Below are 21722 nucleotides of genomic sequence, written 5' to 3' on the forward strand. Positions count from 1 at the left end.
CACAAGACAGGGCCAAAATGGATATAGGACAGGAGGGGGACACATGCCGCTGGGGATCAAGCAGAACAACAACCTGCTGTACCTCACACTGGACGTGTGGCAGGATTTAGTTTTTCTGAACGAGCAAGCCTATCCCGCCGGATATTTTGCGGCCAATATCATGAATCAGGATCAGGCAACCCTTCAGGCTCTGATCCATTACGGCGGTGCCATCAGCAAAGAGGCGGAAGCACTCCTGGACGCAGATCGGGACACCTTTGCCCGTCTGCTCCCACAGGTGCGCTCGGATGTCTCCGCCCTGCTGGATGTGCTGTGGACATACCCGCCCTTCTGCTTCCTGGACAAGTCTGGAGAACTGGAGGTGCTGGACCAATATTGCCGCGAGAGCATGGTGGATGCCCTGATGTCGACCGAGGCCCCGTATCGGGATTTTTTCTTGCACTACCTGGCCGCCGCGTTTGCCATCCCCCTGGGGATTTATCATTTTGTTTTAGCGGCGGACTACTTTGAGCGGGGATACCTCTACCGGCTCAAGGAGCGGAACGAGACCTTCTTTGCCATTGCCGCCCACGACTGTTTTACCAGCGACGATTTCTGGCATGTGATGGACGCCCTCCCCTTGCCGGATATTGAAAAATTTACGGTGTCCCCAGTCATGGAGTCCACATATATCTTTGCAAGGAACCCTACCCAGAAAGAAAAGATGGTGTTTGTCCAGCGCGTCCGTTTTCACAGGATCATGTCGTTTTACTGCTTCGACCTGATGAACGGGCTGCATCATGGCCACGCTCCCTGCGTGTGTCAGAACTGTGAGCGGTATTTTCTTACCCGCAGCGGACATAAACCAAAATACTGCAGCGGCGTGGCCCCCCAGGACAGCCGCCTGACCTGCCGACAGTACGGTGCCATGATGCACCAGAAGGAGCAGAACAAGCAGCATCCCGTCTACCGCCTGTTCAATACCCGCACCAACACCATCCGCAAGCATCATCAGAGAGGAAAAATCTCCGACGAGTTGCGGCGGGAAGCGCTGTATCTCGCGGAGACCTATCGGGACCGGGCACTTATGGACAACGACTACGCTGCTGGAGACTACGCCCACGACATGGAGCAGGAGACGCTTTATGCTCAGGCGAGAGCACGCCTTGCCCAGGAGGACAAGCCATGAGTATGTACCTCTGTGACACACCCTGTCCCAGCAACGAGCAACTTGCCCAGCGCATACAGGACGGTGATCCAGAGGCCGCTTCGTGTCTGCTTTCCCAGAACGAGGGATACCTGACCATGCTGGCCGCAAGCTACTGCGAACAATTTTCTCAAGATTTTCTGGTGGACGATTTGAAGCAAGAGGGTGCGCTGGCACTGCTGGACGCGGCACAGCGGTTCGATGTGTCCATGGGAACCAGGCTGCTGACCTACGCCACGCCCGCCATTGAAACGGCCATGAAGGACTGTGCCGCCCAAAGTTCTTTTTCTCTGTCCCTCCCGCTGGATCGCTACTACCAGCTGCGCCAGGTGGCGTTCCTCTATGCCGCACACGAGCAGGACACCGAAGCAAATCTTCTGACCGCCATTCAAGCCAAGTTGGAAGTCTCCGCCAAAGTAGCCAAGCGTCTGCTGGAGGAATACCGCACCGTGTTCCAGATTGAGTCCCTGGGTGAGCGTGTCTTTGATATTAGTTTTGGCGGTGATCCCGCCAAGGCCTATGACCGTTTTATGCGCCGGACGCTGCTTCTCCAGCTCATGGAGGAGGTACTCAAGCCCAGAGAGTTGAACTTGGTGCGCTGTTATCTGGGGATTGGCCAGCCCAATGAGCAGGGCATGACCTTTCAGGAACTGGCCATCCGTCTCAACTACAACGGCCCCAGCGGAGCGGAGAAGGCGTATAAGAGCGCCATCCGGAAGCTGAGAAAGCAACGAAACGGCGGCGTTTACGGTCATTGGCTCTCCATCCAGAAAGCGATTCAAGCCGCACGCCGGGAGGCCAGCACAGAGACAGGATACAGTTCACCCCAGTCCACATGGCTGGATGAACAGGAGTTGATTCGGGGATTTTTGCGTAAGACAGCGGCTTTGCGTCATGTGTATCATATTCTGCACACAGCAAGTGTGGAGGACCAAAAAGGGTAGTCTAAAATATAGTATGGGGCAAGTGACAACGTTTCCACTGTCACTTGCCCCGTATTTTTGTATCCGTGCAACTAAAATTCCAGGTTGTGATCGTCTCCCTTGGAAAACAGGTGTACCACATTGCCGCCAAAGGTAAACGAAATGGGAGTGCCGCTTTCCATAGGGACATGTCTGACCCCCTCCATACCGGAGGTCTGGGCAATAATAATGCTGTCCCGGCCATAGGCGTCCACATGGAGATGAACGGCGCTGCCCATCATCTCTGTGACCTCCACCTTGCCCTGCAGCCCTGGTTCGCCATGCTCCAGCAGCATGATATGCTCAGGCCGGACACCGAGGATGATCGCCTGGGGCCCCACACCCGCTTTGCGCAGCCGTTCCTGCTTTTCGTCGGTCGGAACCACACGAATGCCATTCATCATAACGGCATATGTACCGTCTTTGTCAAGCACCAACTCCGCATCGTAGAAGTTCATCTGGGGGACCCCGATGAAGCCCGCCACAAAGAGGTTGGCCGGGTGGTCAAAGACCTCCTGGGGCGTTCCGATCTGCTGGATCACACCGTCTTTCATGATAACGATGCGGTCGCCCAGGGTCATGGCCTCGGTCTGGTCATGGGTGACATAGATAAAGGTGGTGTTGATGCGCTGACGCAGTTTGATGATCTCGGCGCGCATCTGGTTGCGCAGCTTGGCATCCAGGTTGGACAGCGGTTCGTCCATCAAAAGCACCTTGGGTTCCCGGACAATGGCACGGCCAATGGCCACGCGCTGCCGCTGGCCGCCGGACAGCGCCTTGGGCTTGCGATCCAGATATTCCGTGATTCCCAGTATCTCCGCCGCCTGGTTCACCCGGCGCTCAATCTCATCTTTCGGCATCTTGCGGAGCTTCAGGGGGAACTCCATATTCCCCCGCACCGTCATGTGGGGATAGAGGGCGTAACTTTGGAACACCATGGCAATGTCCCGGTCCTTGGGCTCCACATCGTTGACCAGCTTCCCGTCGATATAGAGCTCACCCCGGGTGATCTCCTCCAGGCCGGCCACCATCCGCAGGGTGGTGGATTTTCCGCAGCCGGAGGGGCCGACCAGAACGATGAATTCCCGGTCACGGATGTCCAGATTGAAGTCCTGCACCGCCAGGACGCCTTCGTCCGTCACCTTGAGATTGCTCTTCTTTTTGCCGCTGTGCGGATATACTTTTTCAATATGCTGTAAACTGACTTCAGACATAATAATCACACCTTTCTGTCACGGCACTATTTCAAATGCCAGATGTCCCGGTTATATTCCGTGATGGTGCGGTCGGAGGAGAAGAAGCCGGAGCGGGCAATGTTGACCAGCATCCTGCGGCTCCAGGCAGCCCGGTCCTCATAGTCAGCCAGGCACCGCTCCTTCACCGCGATGTAGTCCTCCAGATCCAGCAGCGCCATAAAGTAGTCCTTGGCGATGAAATCCTTATAGAGTCGGCTCAGGCTCCCGGCATCGCCGAGGGCCAGCAGTTCCGGACTGAGAATGAAGTCCACAAGCCGCTCCAGTTCCGGCTTCTGCCAGTAATCACTGCTGTGATAGGCGCCGTTTTGGTAGAGGGAAATGACCTCGTCGGCCGAGCGGCCGAACAAATAGATGTTTTCCTCCCCCACCAGCCGAGCAATCTCCACATTTGCCCCGTCCAGAGTGCCCAAGGTGACGGCGCCGTTGGCCATCAGCTTCATGTTTCCGGTGCCGCTGGCTTCTTTGGAAGCCAGGGAGATCTGCTCGGAGATGTCGCAGGCAGGGACCAGCCGCTCGGCGGCGGAGACATTGTAGTTCTCCACCATCACCAGCTTCAGCCAAGGGAAGACCTGCGGGTCCCGTTCGATCAGTTTGCTCAGACACAGGAGCAGATGGATGGTGTCCTTGGCCAGGGTATAGGCCGGGGCCGCCTTGGCGCCGAATACCATGGTCACTGGCCGGGGCGGGATGTGCCCCTCCTTGATTTGAAAATACTTCCAAACGGCGTACAGAGCATTCATCTGCTGACGCTTATACTGGTGCAGCCGCTTGATCTGGATGTCCAATACGCTGTTGGGATTGATGGTCGTCCCCCGTTCCTCCAGCCACTGGGCCAGCACGGACTTGTTTTCCGCTTTGACATCCAGCAGCTTTTCCAGGAATGCGCTGTCATCCTTATGGTCCAGCAGTCTTTCCAACTGCCCGGCATCCCGTTTCCAATCAGAGCCAATGGTCTGCGTGATCAGGTCGGTCAAAGCGGGGTTGCAGCCCATCAGCCACCGGCGGAAGGTAATGCCGTTGGTCTTGTTGTTGAACTTCTCTGGATACAGCACATAAAAGGGGTGCAGCTCGGTGTTCTTCAGGATCTCCGTGTGCAGCTCCGCCACACCGTTGACCTTTGCGCTGCTGTGGATGTCCATATGGGCCATATGGATCACATCATGTTCATCCCAGATAGCCGTGTTCGGGTCGTCACAGCGCTGCCGCGCCCGCTGATCCAGCGCGCGAATAAACGGAAGCAGCTGGGGCGCCACCCGTTCCAAGTAGGCGGCGGGCCACTTTTCCAGTGCTTCTGCCAGAATGGTATGGTTGGTGTAGGCACAGGTACGCTCCACCAGGTCCATGGCCTGCTCCAACTCCACGCCCCGTCCAGTCAGCAACCGGAGCAGCTCGGGGATCACCATGGAAGGATGGGTGTCGTTGATGTGGACCACGGCATATTTGTCCAGTTCCAGTAGAGAATGGCCCTGCTCCTCCAATTCCCGCAGAATCAGTTGAGCGCCGGCCGAGACCATGAAATACTGCTGATAGAGCCGCAGCAGACGGCCGGCCTCGTCACTGTCATCAGGATATAAGAAGAAGGTCAGGTGACCGGCGATGTCTGTTTTATCAAATCGGATACCGTCCGTGGGAGCATCTGCCGGCCGCTCCACATCAAAAAGATGCAGCCGGTTGCATTTGTCGTTCTCATAGCCGGGGATCTCCAGGTCGTACTGTTTGGCCCTCAGGGAGAAACCGCCGAAGTCCACCTGGTAAGAGAATCCCGTATCCAGCAGCCAGGACTCCGGGGCAATCCAGGGGTCCGGCTCCTCCGTCTGCCGCCCGGTGTCCAGCCGCTGGCGGAACAGGCCGTAGTGGTAGTTAAGACCCACGCCGTCCCCATTGAGGCCCAGGGAGGCGATAGAATCCAGGAAGCAGGCGGCCAGCCGGCCCAGGCCGCCGTTCCCCAGGGAGGGTTCCGGCTCCTGATCTTCGATCTGAGCCAGGGAGCGGCCGTGGGCGGCCAGAAAAGCCTCCACTTCTTCCAACAGCCCTAGGTTGATCAAATTGGCCCGGAGCAACCGCCCTACCAAAAATTCTGCGGAGAAGTAATACAGTTTGCGCTTCCCCTGAGCGTGGGACATGGGCTGTTGCAGTTCCCGTACCGCGGCGGTCAAGGCATACATCAATTCCTGATCAGAACTGGTATCCAAATCAATGCCGCGGTGCGACAGAAATGTCTCCAAATAAGGCTGAATGCTCATACCTGTTCTCCCTTCCTGCCCTGAGGCAGCCGTTCATAGAGTTCCATCTGCCGCCGCAGCCGCTTTGCCAGAGCCGGGCTGTCAAAGTCGGGCAAGGCCCGCCACTTCCAGTTTCCTCCCAGCGTGGAGGGGGTATTCATCCGCCCCTCTGTCCCCAGGCCCAGCAGATCCTGCATCTGAACGATGGCGCAGTCAGCAGTGCTGCTCCAAATGGCCCGCATCATGCCCCAGTTTTCGCCTTCAGCAGCGTCCAGGTGCAGATACTCCCGCGCCAAAGCGACATCTTCCGGGGCGGCGGTACTGAGCCAGCCCAGTGCAGTATCGTTATCGTGGGTACCCACATATGCCACGCAGTTGGTGGGGTAATTGTGGGGCTGATACACCCGCCCCCCACCGTCCCGGCTGTCGAAGGCGAATTCCAATACCTTCATGCCGGGATAGCCGGTGTCTGCCAGGAGCTGCTGAACAGAAGGGGTAAGAAAGCCCAGGTCCTCCGCGATAATGGAACGCCGTCCCACCGCCTGTTCCATTGCCCGGAAAAAGGCCAGGCCGGGGCCGGGTTCCCATGTTCCGTCCTTGGCATTTTCTGCCGAAGCGGAAATGGCGTAATAGGCGTCAAAGCCCCGGAAGTGGTCGATGCGAAGTACATCATAAAACCGGAACTGGAATGAAATGCGGCGCATCCACCAGCGATAGCCGTCCGTTCGCATCCGCTCCCAGTGAAAGAGCGGATTGCCCCACAACTGCCCATCCGCAGAAAAGCCATCCGGCGGACAGCCTGCCACCCGGATGGGATGCAGATCGTCGTCCATCTGGAACTGCTCCGGATGGGCCCACACATCGGCGCTGTCCTCCGCCACATAGATGGGGAGATCCCCAATGATAGAGACACCCTTTTCCACCGCCAGGCGTTTCAGACGATCCCACTGCTCAAAGAACAGGAACTGGACCCCCTTCCAGAACTGAATGTCGTGCTCCAGTTGATTACGGGTCCGTTCCAATGCTTTTGTTTGTCGGCGGCGCAGGTCGTCGGGCCAATCCTGCCACGGTTTTCCGTTAAAATGATCCTTCAGGGACATAAAGAGAGCGTAGTCATCCAGCCAATCCTTTTCTTTTTCACAAAAAGACTGTACGCTTTTTTCCTCCCTGGCCCAGAGGCGAGCCACTGCTCTTTCAAGGACCTGAAACCTGCTTTGATAGAGCAGCCCATAGTCCACACAAGCGGGGTCCTCACTCCAGTCCAAGTTCTGATATTCCTCAGGCAGCAGCAGTCCCATCTTGGCCAAATCATCAAAATCAATAAAATAAGGGTTCCCAGCATAGGAGGAGAAAGGCTGGTATGGGGAGTCGCCGTAGCCGGTGGGGCCAATGGGCAGCAACTGCCAGTAGGTCTGGCCGCTCTCCACCAAAAAATCCAAAAACGATCTGGCGGACATACCAAGTGTCCCTATGCCCCACGGTGAGGGCAGCGCGGCGATCGGCATCAGAATACCGGCACTTCGCATATAAAACACCAGCCTTTCTGCTGTGAATATTACTGAGATTCTACTGAGCGGACGCTCTCAAGTTCCATAAGTTCAAATCCTATGGTTTCGTAAATCGGGGGATTTTTATAGTGAATGGCCTGGAGCAGCGTCTGAACGCCGCGCGTCGCCAGTTGGGCCACGTCCTGCCGGATGGTCGTCAGCCGGGGAATACAGAAATGGGCGGCAGCAAGTCCGTCATATCCGACAACTGAGACGTCATTGGGCACATGCAGTCCCAAATCACAGATCGCCCGCATCGCTCCAAGGGCGATCACATCGCCAAGTGCGAAAATCGCGGTCAGGTCAGGTTCCCGCTCCAACAGTGTCCTTGCTGCATCGTAGCCGTCCCCCATGGAGAAACGGCATGGGACATGATGGGTCTTGGTGTCAAATGGCAGCCCCAACTCTCTCATGCTGCGCTGGGCGCCCTGAAGCCGCTTGAAACTGATCTGCTCGCTGGCAAGATTACCGCCCAGTATTCCGATCTTTCGGTGCCCGTGACGGTAGAGATACTCGATCACAGCACTTGCTGCCGCGGTGTCATCCGTGGTAAAGCTGGACAGGTTCCCGAAGCCCAGGGACTTGGCATCGTTGGTCAGCAGAACGCAAGGAGCCGTGATCTGCTGAAACTCGCTCCGGAAACATTCCAGGTCGCCGCCCAGAAAGAGAAATCCCTTTGGACGGCGGAGCTTGACCAACTGAACGGCATACTGTACCTCGTCGGCATCTTCATCCAGGTAAGCGACATAAACCTCTTCGCCGCTTTCCTGCAGCAGGGCCTGCACCCGCTCCAAAATATCTGCAAATAGCAGGTTCTGCGTGCCCTTCACCAAAACGGCAATGGCCGACTGCGCTTGCATTTTCAGGAGTTTTGCGTTGGCGTTTGGCTCAAAGCCCTGCTCCTGCACCACCGCCATGACCCGTTCCCGGGCCTTGTCACTGACATCCGGGTGGTTGTTCAACACCCGGGATACCGTGCCCAGGCTGTATCCGGACAGGCGGGCAATATCCTTGATCGTCATCGTCTCACTTCCAATACCTCATGGGATAGGATCAGTTTAACCCTTGACGGCGCCGGCGGCAACACCCTTGATGATGTACTTCTGACAGCTCAGGTAGAAGACGACCACAGGGATCACGGCCATGATGAGGGCGGCCATGATTGCGCCCATATCCACCCGGCCGTAGGAGCCCTTCATATACTGAATGACAATGGAGATGGTCTTGTACTTCTTGATGTCCAGGGTCAGATAGGGCAGCAGGAAGTCGTTCCAGATCCACATGGTCTCCAGAATGCCCACCGAGATATAGGTTGGCTTCATGATGGGCAGCACCACAGAAAAAAACATCCTCAGTGGGGAGCATCCGTCAATGAGGGCTGCCTCTTCGATCTCGATTGGGATGGATTTGACAAATCCGCAGAACATGAACACTGCCAGCCCGGCGCCAAAGCCCAGATAGATGATGATCAGGCCCCAGGGAGTGCCAAGGCCCAGCCGGTCGGTGACCAGGGACAAGGTAAACATGACCATCTGGAAGGGCACCACCATAGAGAACACACACAGCAGATAGATGCCTTTTGTAAAACGGTTCTGGACCCGGGTAATAAACCAGGCGCACATGGAGGTGCAGATCAGTATGACCAGAACGGAACCCACGGTGATGAACACCGTCCAGCCCACCGCCTCCAGGAAGCCGTACTGGTCGATGGCAGTGGTATAGTTGTCCAGGCCGGTAAGCGTGGTACTGTCCGGCAGCTTAAAAGGTTCCAGATTGATGTAGGACTTCTTCTTGAAGGAGTTGAACAGTACCACCACAATGGGCAGCACATAGAAAATGCTGATGAAGGTGAACAGTCCGGTTCCCAGCTTGCTCAGATGTTCTTTCCGTTTCATTACTGCTGCACCTCCTTGGAACGAGTAGCTCTCAGCTGGAACAGGCCGATGATGACCACCAGCACAAAGAAAATGACTGCCTTGGCCTGGCCCACGCCCTCCCAGCCGGTGCGGCCGTAAAAGGTGTTGTAGATGTTCAATGCCAGCATCTCAGACATCTTGGAGGGCTCGCCGGCGGTAAGGGACAGGTTCTGGTCGAAGAGTTTGAAGCCGTTGACCACGGACAGGAAGGTGCAGATGGTGATGGAGGGCATCATCATAGGGATGGTGACCTTGAACAAACGCTGGGGACCAGTGGCTCCATCAATGGCGGCGGCCTCCATCACATCACCTGGAATAGATTGTAGTCCGGCGATGTAAATGATCATCATATAGCCGATCTGCTGCCAGGATACCAGGATCACCAGCCCGGCAAAGCCGTACCACTCGTTGAGGTTTAGGGCGGTGGAGTAGGCGGCCAGAATGCCGTTGAAAATGAGCTGCCAGATGTAGCCCAGCACGATGCCGCCGATCAGATTGGGCATGAAGAACACCGTACGGAAGATGTTGGTACCCCGCATCTTCTGGGTAAGAGCCAGGGCAATGGAAAAGGCGATGATGTTGATGACCACCAGGGATACCACCGCAAACAGTGCCGTATACCAGAAGGCGTGGCGGAAGATGGTATCCTCCAATGCCTTGACATAGTTGCTCAGGCCGGTAAAGGTGGCATCCGTAACGGTAGTAAAGTCACAGAAAGACAGCCAGATTCCCATGAGAAATGGCACAACGAAACCGATCATAAAAGCCGCAAGAGTGGGGAGCAGAAAAATGGGGAAATATCGCTTGATGGCTTTTTCCATAGAGATAACCTCCTTTCTCGGAGTTCCAATAAAAAGAGGCAGCGGGCGGGCGCTCTGCCCGCCCGCTACTCAGGTCAGCGTTTCTTAAATCTGATTTAACCGTTGACAGCAGCAGCCTCGGAGGCCCAGCCGTCCACGAAAGCGGTCACCACGGCGTTCCAGTTGGCGTTACTCTGATCGGCGGCATAGGTGGTGAGGGCGGAGCCCACGCCGTTCTTCCACTCCTCGGAGGGCATGGTGGAGAAGTTCCAGGACACAGACTCATAGCCGTCAGCCACATACTGGTTGCCGATATTTACCAGCAGGTTGCTGGACTCCAGGTTGCCCTTGAAGGGGATCACGAAGCCCATGCCGGCGTTGCCGGAAGGCATGGCGCCCTCGCCGCCGCACATAGCCTTGGTGCCGGTCTCGGAAGTCACGCACCAATACATGAAGTCCAGGGTGGCCTGGATATCGGCCTCGGAGGCCTTGGCGTTAACGCACCAATAGTTCTCAGTACCGGTGCACAGGCCCTGCTTTTCCTCGCCGTCCACGCCGATGTAGATGGGCAGCATACCCAGGTTCTCGTCGCCCAGCTCAGCCACGTCGTTATAGGCCCAGGTGCCGTTTTGATAGAACACGGCCTTACCGGTCACAAACTCGGCCACAGCGTCATCGCCCGTCTTGGTGGACAGCAGGCTGGGCTCACAGGTGGCGTTGTTGATGTAGAGATCCCAAATCTGGCGATAGTTGTCCAGATAGGTGCCCTTGATGGCGTCGGTGTTGTCGATGCCGTCGGCCTTGTACTCATAGTAGATGGGCAGGTTGGCCAGGTGGGTCTTGAAGCGCCAGTCGGAGGAACCATCCATACCGGCGGAGGTGAAGGCGGAGAAGCCCAGCTCGTCCTTGCGGGCGGTGATGTCCTCAGCCACCTTCTTCAGGTCGGCAAAGCTCTTGATGTCATCGGCGGAATAACCGGCCTTATCCAGAAGAGCCTTGTTGTAGATGATGCCATAGGTCTCCAGCACATAGCCGATACCGGCCATCTTGTCTCCGTCCATCAGAGCGAACTCGTCGCTGGTCAGCTCACCAGCCACTTTGGAGCCGGACAGATCATAGCAGTAATCCTTCCAGGAAGCCAAACCCACCGGGCCGTTCACCTGGAACAGAGTGGGGGCGTCGGTCTTGGCCATCTCGGACTTCAGGGTAGTCTCGTAGTTGCCGGAGGCGGCGGTCAGCACGGTGACCTCCACACCGGTCTCCTTCGTGTAGATCTCCGCCAGTTCCTGCCACTGGGCATCGGACTCGGGCTTGAAGTTCATGAAATAGACCTTGCCGCCGGAAGGCGTGTCGCCGTTGCCGGAAGGAGTAGAACCGCCGGGATTGGTAGTGTTTCCGCCGCAGCCGCTCAAAAGGGACAGGGACAGGGCTGCTGCCAGGCCGAGCGCAAAGAGCTTCCGTTTCATTTCCAATGACCTCCTAAATTTTATATTTCGTCTGTTCTTGGAAACGTTACTGGAAACGTTTCCGGTTTTGACGATGTTATTATACATTTTTTGTGTAATAATAGCAATACTGATTTTTATTTATCTGTATTTTTTGTATAAATGCTAAAATTACAATTTCGATATTTGTTTATAATAAACATACTGCATCGTAATTTTCGATATTCCAGAAATCATCTTTTCTGTTTTATATTACTTAATAAATTTTTACACTTAGATTTGTTCCTGTGCTCATTGATAATTCTTTTAAGAGGCTTTCCCATTAGAACTATATCGCCACCGAAAGACGATTCAGAAGTCCAGAGAATGTTGCTGCTCAAAATGGAGAAGATCAGAGATGAAGAAATTGCAATACGCCCAAAAGCATTGTACGCCTGACCGCATAAAAATCAGGCATCTCTCTCCGCTTCTTCCGCTGGAAAGGGATGCCTGTCCGTTTCAAAGTGATTCAGTTCGTATGCCAGTTCCCATGCCAATTTGAACCTGCAGAAAAAACTGTCCATGGAGCGTCCTTCCGCAATCAGACTCTGGTTATCCATGATCCGCAGCACCAATTTTCTCTCTGTCTTTTCCAACCGCTCGATGAGCTTGCTTGTGACAATCTTCAATTTTCTGCTCAGCCTCTGTCATGGGAAGTGGCGTGTAAAATCTGTTGTAGAGCTGTTTCAGAGTGTCGTTCATGTGTCCTGCCTCCTTTATAGCAAGACACCATACCACAGGTTAGTTGAAAAAGCCACTAAAATATTTGAATGGTTCCTAATCGTTTGGACGCTTTGAAACATAGACATAAAAATAGCCGCAAGCCACTTTTCGTGGCCTGCGGCTATTTCCCCATTTTCGTCTGGGGTGACACCCCAGGGCCTCTCTCAATCGGTCATTCTTGGGTTCATCGCAAGATGTCCTTATAAGGAGTAGCCCTTACGGCGCACTTTTTTCTTGTCTGTTATTTTGGTATGGTTTTCAACAATTCCAGCAGCTTCTCCCTCCGGTTATCCTCTGGATGGGCCAGCACGTGGAGGGCCAGTCTGCGCTGAGCGGCGCCGATCTCCCTCCCCTGCAGCCCCATGGCCGCCAGTTCTCCACCGGACAGGGCCAGACGGTGCAAAACTTCCTCCTCCGGATGGCGCACCCCCCGGCGGAGGGCCCGCTCCACCGGCAGCTTTTCCAGCGGAAAGCCCGTTTCCTCACAAAAAGCCCGCCACCGGGGGATAGGCTCAGGAGATACGGACCTTAATTTGTCCAGATTTGGACAATCCGTCACCGGCCACAGGTGGGTCAGCAGACCCCAACGGATCAGATCCCCCGCCCGCTCTGGGTGGGGAGACAGCAGGGTCTTCTCCAGCTCCGCCTTGATCCGCTCTCCGGACACCTGGCTCAGCCGTCCGGCGTTTCGCCGGATGGCCTGCTCGGTCTCCGACTCGATGGCAAAACCCAGCTGGGCGGCAAACCGTACCGCCCGCAGCATCCGCAGGGCGTCCTCGGCAAAGCGCCGGTCAGGTTCCCCCACGCACCGGATCAGCCCGGCCTTCAGGTCCTCCTGCCCGCCGAAACGATCGATAACTGCCCCGTCCGCCCCAAGCGCCATGGCATTGATGGTAAAATCCCGGCGGGCCAGGTCCTCGCTCAGCCCCACGTCAAAGGTCACCGCGTCGGGGTGCCGGCCGTCGGCATAGCCCCCCTCCCGGCGGAAGGTGGTCACCTCCACCGGCCCGTCCTCGGTCAGGACGGTAACCATTCCATGCTGGATCCCGGTGGGGATGGCGCGCTCAAACAGGGCCATGACCTGCTCCGGCCGGGCGGAGGTACACACGTCATAATCCCCCGGCGTCCGCCCCAGCAGTAGGTCCCGGACACAACCTCCCACCGGATGGGCGGCCTGTCCCGCCTGACGCAGAACCACCAGACAGCGGGCTACCCCCGCCGGTATGGGCCATTTCCCCATTTTCTCCACCTCCTCCGGTATGTTTGGCTTGCCATTTACCTATAATGGATTATAATATAGTGTTGACCTTTTATCATTATAATCTGTAGAAAAGGGTGTGTAAACCCATGAGCAATCCCAATATTCACGACTATCTGACTCCCGGCCATACCGCCCATCTGGTGGGCATCGGCGGCGTCTCCATGTCGCCCCTGGCTGAAGTACTCCACAAGATGGGGGTCACCATCACCGGCTCCGATATGAACGACAGCGCCACCGTGGAGCATCTCCGCTCCCTGGGTATCCCCGTGGCCATCGGCCACCGGGCCGAGAACGTCCAGGGCGCCGACCTGATCATCCGCACCGCCGCCGTCCACGACGATAACCCTGAGATCGCCCAGGCTCACGCCCAGGGCATCCCCGTTTTTGAGCGCGCCCAGGCCTGGGGCTCCATCATGCGGGGCTATAAAAACGCCCTGTGCATCTCGGGCACCCACGGCAAGACCACGACTACCTCCATGTGCACCCACATCATCATGGCGGCCCAGATGGACCCCACCGTTATGATCGGCGGCACCCTGCCCCTGCTGGGCTCCGGCTACCGGGTGGGCCACGGGGACACCATCATTCTGGAGAGCTGCGAGTACTGCAACTCCTTCCTCTCCTTCTTCCCCACGGTGGCCGTCATCCTCAACATTGAGGCCGACCACCTGGACTTCTTCAAGGACCTGGACGACGTGGAGCATTCCTTCCGTGCCTTCGCCGACCGGGTGCCGGAAAACGGCGTGATCGTGGCCAACGCTGACGACGCCAACACCATGCACACCCTGGAGGGAGAGACCCGGCCGGTCCTCACCTTCGGTCTGGAGGAGGGCGACGTCCACGCCGCCAACCTGACCTGGAACCGGGGTCTGCCCACCTTCGATATCATCTACCGGGGCGAGGTCTTCACCCGGGTGGGCCTGCGGGTCCCCGGCGAGCACAATGTGAAAAACGCTCTGGCTGCCGCCGCTGCCGCCATCTCCCTGGCGGTCTCCCCCAAGGCAGTGAGCGAGGGCCTCAATGCCTTCCGGGGCGCCGGCCGCCGCTTCGAGCACAAGGGCACCTACAACGGCGCCGAGGTCTTTGACGACTACGCCCACCATCCCGGCGAGCTCCAGGCCCTGCTGTCCGCCGCCCGCACTCTGGGCTATGAGCGGATCATCTGCGCCTTCCAGCCCCACACCTATACCCGCACCAAGGCCCTGTTCGACGACTTCGTCAAGGTCCTCCGCCAGCCCGACATCACCCTGCTGGCCGAGATCTACGCCGCCCGTGAGACCGATAATCTGGGCATCTCCTCGCAGAATCTGGCCGACCAGATCCCCGGCAGCATCTACTGCCCCACCCTGGAGGATGTGACCGCCAGACTGAAGGAGCTGGCCCAGCCCGGCGATCTGATCCTCACCGTTGGCGCAGGCAACATCTATACCGCCGGCGAGGCTCTGCTTCGGAAGTAACGCTCTCTTTCTCTCGCTAAAGCGAAAGAGAAAGTTATACCACAAATTTCCGCTGTTGACAAGGCTGTTAAATCGACGTACAATGTCTATAGTATCCTGTCCCTTTTGTCCTCTTTTCACAAATATGAACAAGGAGTGGAATCGACATGGAAGAGAAGAAGTACACCTCGATGATCCGCCTGCGGATGTCCGCCAAGGACGCTCACTACGGCGGAAACCTGGTGGATGGCGCCCATATGGTACATCTGTTTGGCGACGTGGCCACCGAGCTGCTGATCCAGTGTGACGGCGACGAGGGCCTGTTCTGCGCCTACAACAACATTGAGTTCAAGGCGCCTGTTTACGCCGGCGATTTTATCGAGGCGTATGGTGAGATCACTCACATCGGCAACACCTCCCGCAAGATGAAGTTCGAGGCCCGCAAGGTGGCGGTGCCCCGCCCCGACATCAGCGACTCCGCTGCCGATTTCCTGGATGAGCCCATCGTGGTGGCCATCGCTGAGGGCACCTGCGTGACCCCCAAGAAGTGCCAGCGCAAGGAGCATTGATTCCTTTCTCAAGGCAAAAAAAGTCCGCCGTGAAGCGTTGCTTCACGGCGGACTTTCTTTTTCTTTATTGGGCCGCGGGCGTCCCGCTCCGCTCCGCCAGAATCCGTGGGAAGAATCGGAGGAACAGGATGGTGGTAACGGTGGCCGCTACCGCGTCGGCAATGGGCTCGGACAGGAAGGTGGCTTCCGCCGACACCAGGGCGGGCAGCAGCAGCAGACAGGCCAGAAAAACGGTTTTGCGGAACAGGGAACAGAACAGGGCCAGCCGCACATGGCCCAGGGCAGTGGTCTCATCCACCAGGGGGTACTGGATGGCCAGGGGCAGAATCATGGCGGTAAAGACCTTGATATACCGCACCGACCGGTCAATGAGCTCCGGATTCTGGGTGAACAGCCCCACAAACACCGGCGACAGGGTGTAGGTAAACACCGTCATCAGGCCGCAGAAGGTGAGGCACAGCCCCACAATGGACTTCATGGCCCGCTTGATGCGGGCGGCGTTGCCGGCGCCGTAGTTGAAGCTGATCACCGGCTGGGTGCCCAAGGTCAGGCCGCCCATGGGCATGGTGATGAGCAGCAGATAGCTCTGTACAATGGTGGCGCAGGTCACCAGGGTGTCGCCCAGCTCCGGGCCGCCGTAGCGCTGGAGCACGGTGTTGAGCACGATGAGCAGCACACTGTCGGTGGCGATGATCAGGAAGGGCGACAGGCCGAAGGCCACAATGCGCATCATGATGCGCTTGTCAAAGCCGCCCCACTTCAGGCGCACCGGCATCTTTTTGCGCAGCAGCGAGCAGAGCACAAAGGCACAGGAGGCCATCTGGGAGATCACCGTGGCCAGAGCGGCTCCGGCCACGTCCAGCTCCAGGACAAAGATAAAGATGGGGTCCAGTACAATGTTGAGCACCGCGCCCAGCATAACGGTGGCCATGCCCAATCCGGAAAAGCCCTGGGCAATCAAAAAGCTGTTCATACCGGTGGCCATCAGGGCAAAGAAGGTACCGGCGGTGTAGATGGTCAAATAGGTATCGGCGTAGCCGAAGGTGGCCGGGCTGGCGCCGAACCACTGGAGCAAATGCCCCTTCAGCAGCAGGAACAGCCCCGTCAGCCCCACCGACAGCACCAGCAGCATGAAAAAGCTGTTGGACAGGACCCGGCTGGCCTCCTTCCGGTTGCCCTCTCCCATACGCATGGCCAGAATGGGCGAACCGCCCAGGCCTACCAGGGAAGCAAAGGAGCTGAGCAGGGTGACAATGGGGCCGCACACGCCCACGCCTGCCAGAGCCAGATCCCCGATCTCCGGGATATTTCCGATGTAAATGCGGTCGACGATGCTGTACAATACGCTGACCAGCTGGGCCAGCATGGTGGGAATGGCCAGCTTGCATACCAGGCGAAAAACCGGATCATTCCCCAAATCGTTGGTCCGTTTCATGTCTCTCCTCCTCCAGGCAGTCCACGGCATTATACCTCTTTTTTCCCCGCTCGTAAAGGGGGTGAACGCAGGGGATCTCTCCCTGACGCGAAGGGTTTAGCACTCTCATAAGATGAGTGCTAAAAATTCACACTCCGTTCATGATTTTTGGGTTGCAGGGGACTATACTGAGGACAAACAAAAAGCTGCCCCTTGAAAGGAGTGTTTTTTATGAATGCACAGAAATATACCCAGAAGTCTCTGGAGGCCGTTCAGACCGCCCAGAGCCTGGCTACCGAATATGGCAACCAGCAGATCGAGCAGCCCCATCTGCTGCTGGCCCTGCTCAGCGACGAATCCGGCCTGATCCCCCAGCTGCTGGGGAACATGGGCCTCACCGTCCCCTCCTTCACCGCCGCCACCAAGGCGGAGGTGGAGAAGCTGCCCCGGGTCTCCGGCTCCGGCCGTGAGCAGGGCAAGATCTATGTGGCCCAGGATGTGGACAAGTGCCTGAACACCGCAGAGTCCATCGCCTCCTCCATGAAGGACGAGTATGTCTCGGTGGAGCACCTGCTGCTCTCCCTCATCGACACCGCCAACCGGGAGCTGAAGGAGCTCTTCCGCACCTACAACGTCACCAAGGAGGGCGTGCTTCAGGCCCTCACCGCCGTGCGCGGCAACCAGCGAGTCACCTCCGACAACCCCGAGGAGACCTACAACGCCCTGAAGAAGTACGGCTCCGACCTGGTGGAGCGGGCCCGTCAGAACAAGCTGGACCCGGTCATCGGCCGTGACGACGAGATCCGCAACGTGATCCGTATTCTGAGCCGCAAGAGCAAGAACAACCCCGTCCTCATCGGCGAGCCCGGTGTCGGTAAAACCGCCATTGCCGAGGGCCTAGCCCAGCGGATCGTCAAGGGCGATGTGCCCGGCTCCCTGAAGGACAAGACCATTTTCGCTCTGGATATGGGCTCCCTGATCGCGGGCGCCAAGTACCGGGGCGAGTTTGAGGAGCGTCTGAAGGCCGTCCTCAACGAGGTCAAGAAGAGCGAGGGCCGCATCATCCTCTTCATCGATGAGCTGCACACCATCGTGGGCGCCGGCAAGACCGAGGGCGCCATGGATGCCGGCAACCTGCTGAAACCCATGCTGGCCCGTGGTGAGCTGCACTGCATCGGCGCCACCACCCTCAACGAGTACCGCCAGTATATCGAGAAGGACGCCGCTCTGGAGCGGCGGTTCCAGCCCGTCATGGTCAACGAGCCCACGGTGGAGGACACCATTGCCATCCTCCGTGGCCTGAAGGAGCGCTATGAGGTGTTCCACGGCGTGAAGATCCAGGACGGTGCCATCATCGCCGCCGCCACCCTGTCTGACCGCTATATCACCGACCGTTTCCTGCCCGACAAGGCCATCGACCTCATCGACGAGGCCTGTGCCATGATCCGCACCGAGATCGACTCCATGCCCACCGAGCTGGACATTATCCAGCGTAAGATCATCCAGCACGAGATCGAGGAGGCTGCCCTGAAGAAGGAGGACGACGCCCTGTCCCGTGAGCATCTGGCCGAGATCCAGAAGGAACTGGCTGAGATGCGGGACGAGTTCAACGCCAAGAAGGCCCAGTGGGAGAACGAGAAGAACGCCATCGGCAAGGTCCAGAAGCTGCGTGAGGACCTGGAGGCCGCCAACGCCGAGCTGGAGAAGGCCCAGCGGCAGTACGACCTGAATAAGGCCGCCGAGCTGCAGTACGGCCGCATCCCCGAGCTGCGCAAGCAGCTGGAGGCGGAGGAGGCCATCGCCAACGAGAGCAAGGCCCGCTCCCTGCTGCGGGATAAGGTCACCGAGGAGGAGATCGCCCGCATCATTGAGCGCTGGACCGGCATCCCCGTGGCCAAGCTGATGGAGGGCGAGCGCGAGAAGCTGCTCCACCTGGAGGACATTCTCCACCAGCGTGTGGTGGGCCAGGACGAGGCCGTGCGCCTTGTCAGTGAGGCCATCCTGCGCAGCCGGGCCGGCATTGCCGATCCCGACCGGCCCATCGGCTCCTTCCTGTTCCTGGGCCCCACCGGCGTGGGCAAGACCGAGCTGGCCAAGACCCTGGCCGAGGCCCTGTTCGACAGCGAGAAAAATATGGTACGCATCGACATGAGCGAATACATGGAGAAGTTCTCCGTGTCCCGCCTCATCGGCGCCCCTCCGGGATATGTGGGCTATGAGGAGGGCGGTCAGCTTACCGAGGCCGTCCGCCGTCACCCCTACTCCGTGGTCCTCTTCGATGAGGTGGAGAAAGCCCATCCCGACGTGTTCAACATCCTGCTCCAGGTGCTGGACGATGGCCGCATCACCGACAGCCAGGGCCGCACCGTGGACTTCAAGAACACCATTATCATCCTGACCTCCAACCTGGGCTCCCAGTACCTGCTGGACGGTATCGACGCTAATGGCGAGATCACCGAGGAGGCCAAGAGCTCCGTGCAGGAGCTGCTGCGCCACTCCTTCCGGCCCGAGTTCCTCAACCGCCTGGACGAGATCGTGTTCTACAAGCCCCTGACGAAGGACAACATCACCCACATCATCGACCTGCTGGTGGAGGAGCTGAACCGCCGCCTGTCTGAAAAGCAGCTGAAGGTGGTGCTAACCGAGCAGGCCAAGCGCTTCATCATCGACAGCGCCTATGACCCCGCCTTCGGCGCCCGGCCCCTGCGCCGCTTCGTGCAGCACAGCGTGGAGACCCTCATCAGCCGGAAGATCATCGCCGACCAGGTCCAGCCCGGCGACACCCTCACCGTGGACTGCGTCAATGGCGAGCTGACCGTGGAGGCCAAGAGCGTCCTCGCCGGCCAGGTGGTTGACCAGGCGTAAGCATAATAAAAAGCCGGGGCCGTGCAAAAGCACGGCCCCGGCTTTTTTGTACTCACAGCAGCGCCAGTCCGTTGATCACCAGCTTGAACTGCAGTCCCAGATATTCCGCCGCCCGGCGGCACAGGAGCATCCGCTCCAGAAAGATCTCAAAGTAATCCATCACCGCACAGAACTCGGTGTTGATGGTGAGCGTCAGGGTAATGGTCCCGGCGGCCCGGTCCAGGGCCAGGTCGGAGCGCTCGGCGGCGTAATTGACCCGGTCATGGATGTCAAAGCTCTGGTGTTCCTTGTTGCGCACCCGGCTGCGGCGCACGTCGGTCTTGTCCGCCAGGATGAGGGCAGCGGCCACCGGATTCACCGGGAAGGCGGTGGAGTCGTCGTGGTGGCCAATGGCGGTAATGACAGCGGCTACGTCGGCGGGCTCCATGCCCATGTTGTCCAGAATGCGGAAGGCCATGGTGGCCCCGCTGATGGCGTGGTCATGTCGGTTGACCACATTGCCGATGTCGTGCATGAAACCGGCGATCCGCGCCAGCTCCTGCTGATGGGCGTCATAGTCCAGCTGATCCAGAATATCCGCGGCCACTTGGGCGCAGCGGGTCACATGGGCAAAGCTGTGTTCGGTAAAACCCAGGGCCAGCAGGGACTGGTCAGCCTGGGTGATATAGGTGCGGATCTCCTCGGACTCCCGCACCATTGAAAACGTAACGTGCATTCTTTCCCGCTCCTTTCCGGCGGCGTTACCGCCTGTTTCATCATAGCCAAGGCGCCGCCCCTTTGCAAGTACCCCACCATGAATTTCTTTTTTATTCTTTGTAAAAAAGCGTTGACAAACCCGTTTTCATGTGCTACTATATTCTGGCTGACGTACTTAGTGGTGGTCAGCGCCCATGCGGGTGTAGTTCAATGGTAGAATCCCAGCCTTCCAAGCTGGTCGCGTGGGTTCGATTCCCATCACCCGCTCCATACGCGCCTGTAGCTCAGGTGGATAGAGCAACTGCCTTCTAAGCAGTGGGTCAGGGGTTCGAGTCCCTTCAGGCGTGCCATCGTCTTCCTGTGTGAGACGCAAATCAGTTCTATGGTGGATGTAGTTCAGTTGGTAGAGCATCGGATTGTGGTTCCGAGTGTCGCGGGTTCGAGTCCCGTCATCCACCCCATAAAACGCATGGCGGAAGGGCCGGAGCGTCCGCTCCGGCCCCTTTGCTATTAACCAGCTATGTTGGGGTGTAGCCAAGTGGTAAGGCACGGGACTTTGACTCCCGCATTCGCTGGTTCGAGCCCAGCCATCCCAGCCATATGACTCGTTAGCTCAGTCGGCAGAGCAACTGCCTTTTAAGCAGTGGGTCCGGGGTTCGAATCCCCGACGGGTCACCAAATGAACGAGGGCCGACTTTTGGAACAGATTTTTTGGACTGTCCCAAAAGTCGGCCCTTGTTTTATCCTCAAAGCCTTGCTATTCAAGGGGTTTGCCGAGACAAGCTGCTCGTAAGAATCTGGACATTAAAATCCAAACAGCTGAAAATGGCGGCAGAAGCAGTGGAAAATCGAAGATCCGAACCCCTCTTTCCAGAAACAGAACTTTTATTGTGTCCTAAAAAATGCGTCCTCATATTGCTCTGGCGTTTGAAGGTTCAGAGTAGTATGCGGGCGCTTTTGATTATAGAAAGCAATATATTCGTCGATCTTCTTTCGCAGCTCAGCTTCGGAGCGGTAGTGATTGCGATAAAACGCCTCCTTCTTGAACACAGCGAAGAACGATTCCATCACAGCGTTGTCGTGCGGCGTTCCCGCGTTGGAAAACGACTGTGCGATCCTTAATTTTTTCAGCAGCTGACGGAACGCATGGGAAGTGTATTGACTGCCCTGGTCGCTGTGGAAGATCAAATTTTCTCCCGGCGTTCGGGTGTCGTAGGCCATTCTGAGCGTCGCTGTAATCAGCTGTGTACTATTGCGTGTGGATACTTTATGGGCAATCACTTTCCTGGAATATAAATCTACAATGGCGCAGAGGTAATAATATCGATCCTTCAGTTTCATGCAGGTAACATCGCTGACCCAAACACAGTTCGGAGCTTCTGCAT

16 protein-coding genes, 5 tRNA genes and 1 pseudogene are annotated in these 21722 nt (G+C 57.5%); 10 read left to right on the forward strand and 12 right to left on the reverse strand.

Annotated features, from left to right (window positions below):
- The first annotated feature begins 43 nt into the window (after positions 1 to 43).
- Both J9789_RS06630 and J9789_RS06635 read left to right on the forward strand, forming a co-directional pair.
- Positions 44 to 1168 (forward strand): DUF6076 domain-containing protein, encoded by a 1125-nt coding sequence (locus J9789_RS06630; RefSeq protein WP_209343854.1) that lies wholly within the window; start codon positions 44 to 46, stop codon positions 1166 to 1168.
- Positions 1165 to 2130: a sigma factor gene (locus J9789_RS06635; protein ID WP_209343856.1), complete on the forward strand. Its 966-nt coding sequence runs from the start codon at positions 1165 to 1167 to the stop codon at positions 2128 to 2130. Before J9789_RS06630 ends, J9789_RS06635 begins: the two co-directional genes overlap by 4 nt.
- Positions 2131 to 2201: 71 nt before the next feature.
- Here the strand turns inward: J9789_RS06635 and ugpC are convergent, their stop codons facing one another.
- From ugpC to J9789_RS06680, 9 genes are all read right to left on the reverse strand, one after another.
- Positions 2202 to 3362, reverse strand: coding sequence for a sn-glycerol-3-phosphate ABC transporter ATP-binding protein UgpC (gene ugpC, locus J9789_RS06640; protein WP_209343858.1), 1161 nt, complete (start codon positions 3360 to 3362; stop codon positions 2202 to 2204).
- Between the two features lie 26 nt (positions 3363 to 3388).
- On the reverse strand, positions 3389 to 5647 hold the full coding sequence (locus J9789_RS06645) for a glycogen/starch/alpha-glucan phosphorylase (protein ID WP_209343860.1): 2259 nt from the start codon (positions 5645 to 5647) through the stop codon (positions 3389 to 3391).
- Positions 5644 to 7152: a 4-alpha-glucanotransferase gene (gene malQ, locus J9789_RS06650; RefSeq protein WP_209344617.1), complete on the reverse strand. Its 1509-nt coding sequence runs from the start codon at positions 7150 to 7152 to the stop codon at positions 5644 to 5646. The genes J9789_RS06645 and malQ overlap by 4 nt, the downstream gene beginning before the upstream one ends.
- A 29-nt stretch (positions 7153 to 7181) precedes the next feature.
- Entirely contained in the window at positions 7182 to 8195 is a 1014-nt protein-coding gene (locus J9789_RS06655) for a LacI family DNA-binding transcriptional regulator (protein WP_209343861.1), read from the reverse strand.
- A 36-nt stretch (positions 8196 to 8231) separates the two neighbouring features.
- Positions 8232 to 9068: a carbohydrate ABC transporter permease gene (locus J9789_RS06660; RefSeq protein WP_209343863.1), complete on the reverse strand. Its 837-nt coding sequence runs from the start codon at positions 9066 to 9068 to the stop codon at positions 8232 to 8234.
- Positions 9068 to 9910 carry a sugar ABC transporter permease gene (locus J9789_RS06665; RefSeq protein ID WP_209343865.1) on the reverse strand — a complete coding sequence of 281 codons (843 nt, stop codon included), beginning with the start codon at positions 9908 to 9910 and terminating at the stop codon, positions 9068 to 9070. Before J9789_RS06665 ends, J9789_RS06660 begins: the two co-directional genes overlap by 1 nt.
- A gap of 95 nt (positions 9911 to 10005) precedes the next feature.
- Positions 10006 to 11355, reverse strand: a complete 1350-nt coding sequence (locus J9789_RS06670; RefSeq protein WP_209343867.1) for an ABC transporter substrate-binding protein — start codon at positions 11353 to 11355, stop codon at positions 10006 to 10008.
- Between the two features lie 570 nt (positions 11356 to 11925).
- Positions 11926 to 12075, reverse strand: coding sequence for a hypothetical protein (locus tag J9789_RS17010; RefSeq protein WP_245185136.1), 150 nt, complete (start codon positions 12073 to 12075; stop codon positions 11926 to 11928).
- Between the two features lie 262 nt (positions 12076 to 12337).
- Positions 12338 to 13336 carry a tRNA nucleotidyltransferase gene (locus tag J9789_RS06680; RefSeq protein ID WP_209343869.1) on the reverse strand — a complete coding sequence of 333 codons (999 nt, stop codon included), beginning with the start codon at positions 13334 to 13336 and terminating at the stop codon, positions 12338 to 12340.
- A gap of 107 nt (positions 13337 to 13443) precedes the next feature.
- Here J9789_RS06680 and murC point away from each other — a divergent pair, with 107 nt between their 5' ends.
- Both murC and J9789_RS06690 read left to right on the forward strand, forming a co-directional pair.
- Positions 13444 to 14814 (forward strand): UDP-N-acetylmuramate--L-alanine ligase, encoded by a 1371-nt coding sequence (murC, locus tag J9789_RS06685; RefSeq protein ID WP_209343871.1) that lies wholly within the window; start codon positions 13444 to 13446, stop codon positions 14812 to 14814.
- Between the two features lie 146 nt (positions 14815 to 14960).
- Complete coding sequence (locus tag J9789_RS06690) at positions 14961 to 15362, forward strand: hotdog fold domain-containing protein (protein ID WP_087188213.1); 402 nt, start codon at positions 14961 to 14963, stop codon at positions 15360 to 15362.
- A 64-nt stretch (positions 15363 to 15426) separates the two neighbouring features.
- Here J9789_RS06690 and J9789_RS06695 read toward each other — a convergent pair whose 3' ends face one another.
- Positions 15427 to 16797, reverse strand: a complete 1371-nt coding sequence (locus J9789_RS06695) for an MATE family efflux transporter (RefSeq protein WP_209343874.1) — start codon at positions 16795 to 16797, stop codon at positions 15427 to 15429.
- A 210-nt stretch (positions 16798 to 17007) separates the two neighbouring features.
- Here J9789_RS06695 and clpB point away from each other — a divergent pair, with 210 nt between their 5' ends.
- Positions 17008 to 19641 carry an ATP-dependent chaperone ClpB gene (gene clpB / locus J9789_RS06700; protein WP_209343876.1) on the forward strand — a complete coding sequence of 878 codons (2634 nt, stop codon included), beginning with the start codon at positions 17008 to 17010 and terminating at the stop codon, positions 19639 to 19641.
- A 52-nt stretch (positions 19642 to 19693) separates the two neighbouring features.
- Here the strand turns inward: clpB and J9789_RS06705 are convergent, their stop codons facing one another.
- Positions 19694 to 20356 carry an HD domain-containing protein gene (locus J9789_RS06705; protein ID WP_209343877.1) on the reverse strand — a complete coding sequence of 221 codons (663 nt, stop codon included), beginning with the start codon at positions 20354 to 20356 and terminating at the stop codon, positions 19694 to 19696.
- Positions 20357 to 20533: 177 nt separating this feature from the next.
- Between J9789_RS06705 and J9789_RS06710 the strand changes: the two genes are divergently transcribed.
- The 5 genes from J9789_RS06710 (at position 20534) to J9789_RS06730 (ending at position 21015) form a co-directional block, all read left to right on the forward strand.
- Positions 20534 to 20607, forward strand: a tRNA-Gly gene (locus J9789_RS06710).
- A 3-nt stretch (positions 20608 to 20610) separates the two neighbouring features.
- Positions 20611 to 20687: transfer RNA gene (locus J9789_RS06715), tRNA-Arg, on the forward strand.
- A 35-nt stretch (positions 20688 to 20722) separates the two neighbouring features.
- Positions 20723 to 20798 (forward strand) — tRNA-His (locus tag J9789_RS06720).
- Positions 20799 to 20861: 63 nt separating this feature from the next.
- Positions 20862 to 20936 (forward strand) — tRNA-Gln (locus J9789_RS06725).
- Between the two features lie 3 nt (positions 20937 to 20939).
- Positions 20940 to 21015, forward strand: a tRNA-Lys gene (locus J9789_RS06730).
- A 207-nt stretch (positions 21016 to 21222) separates the two neighbouring features.
- Here the strand turns inward: J9789_RS06730 and J9789_RS17015 are convergent.
- Positions 21223 to 21720 (reverse strand): annotated as a pseudogene (locus J9789_RS17015) (IS3 family transposase); the annotation flags it as partial.
- Between the last annotated feature and the right edge of the window lie 2 nt (positions 21721 to 21722).

It is taken from the genome of Flavonifractor sp. AGMB03687 (assembly GCF_017811815.1).
Lineage (GTDB): Bacteria > Bacillota > Clostridia > Oscillospirales > Oscillospiraceae > Flavonifractor.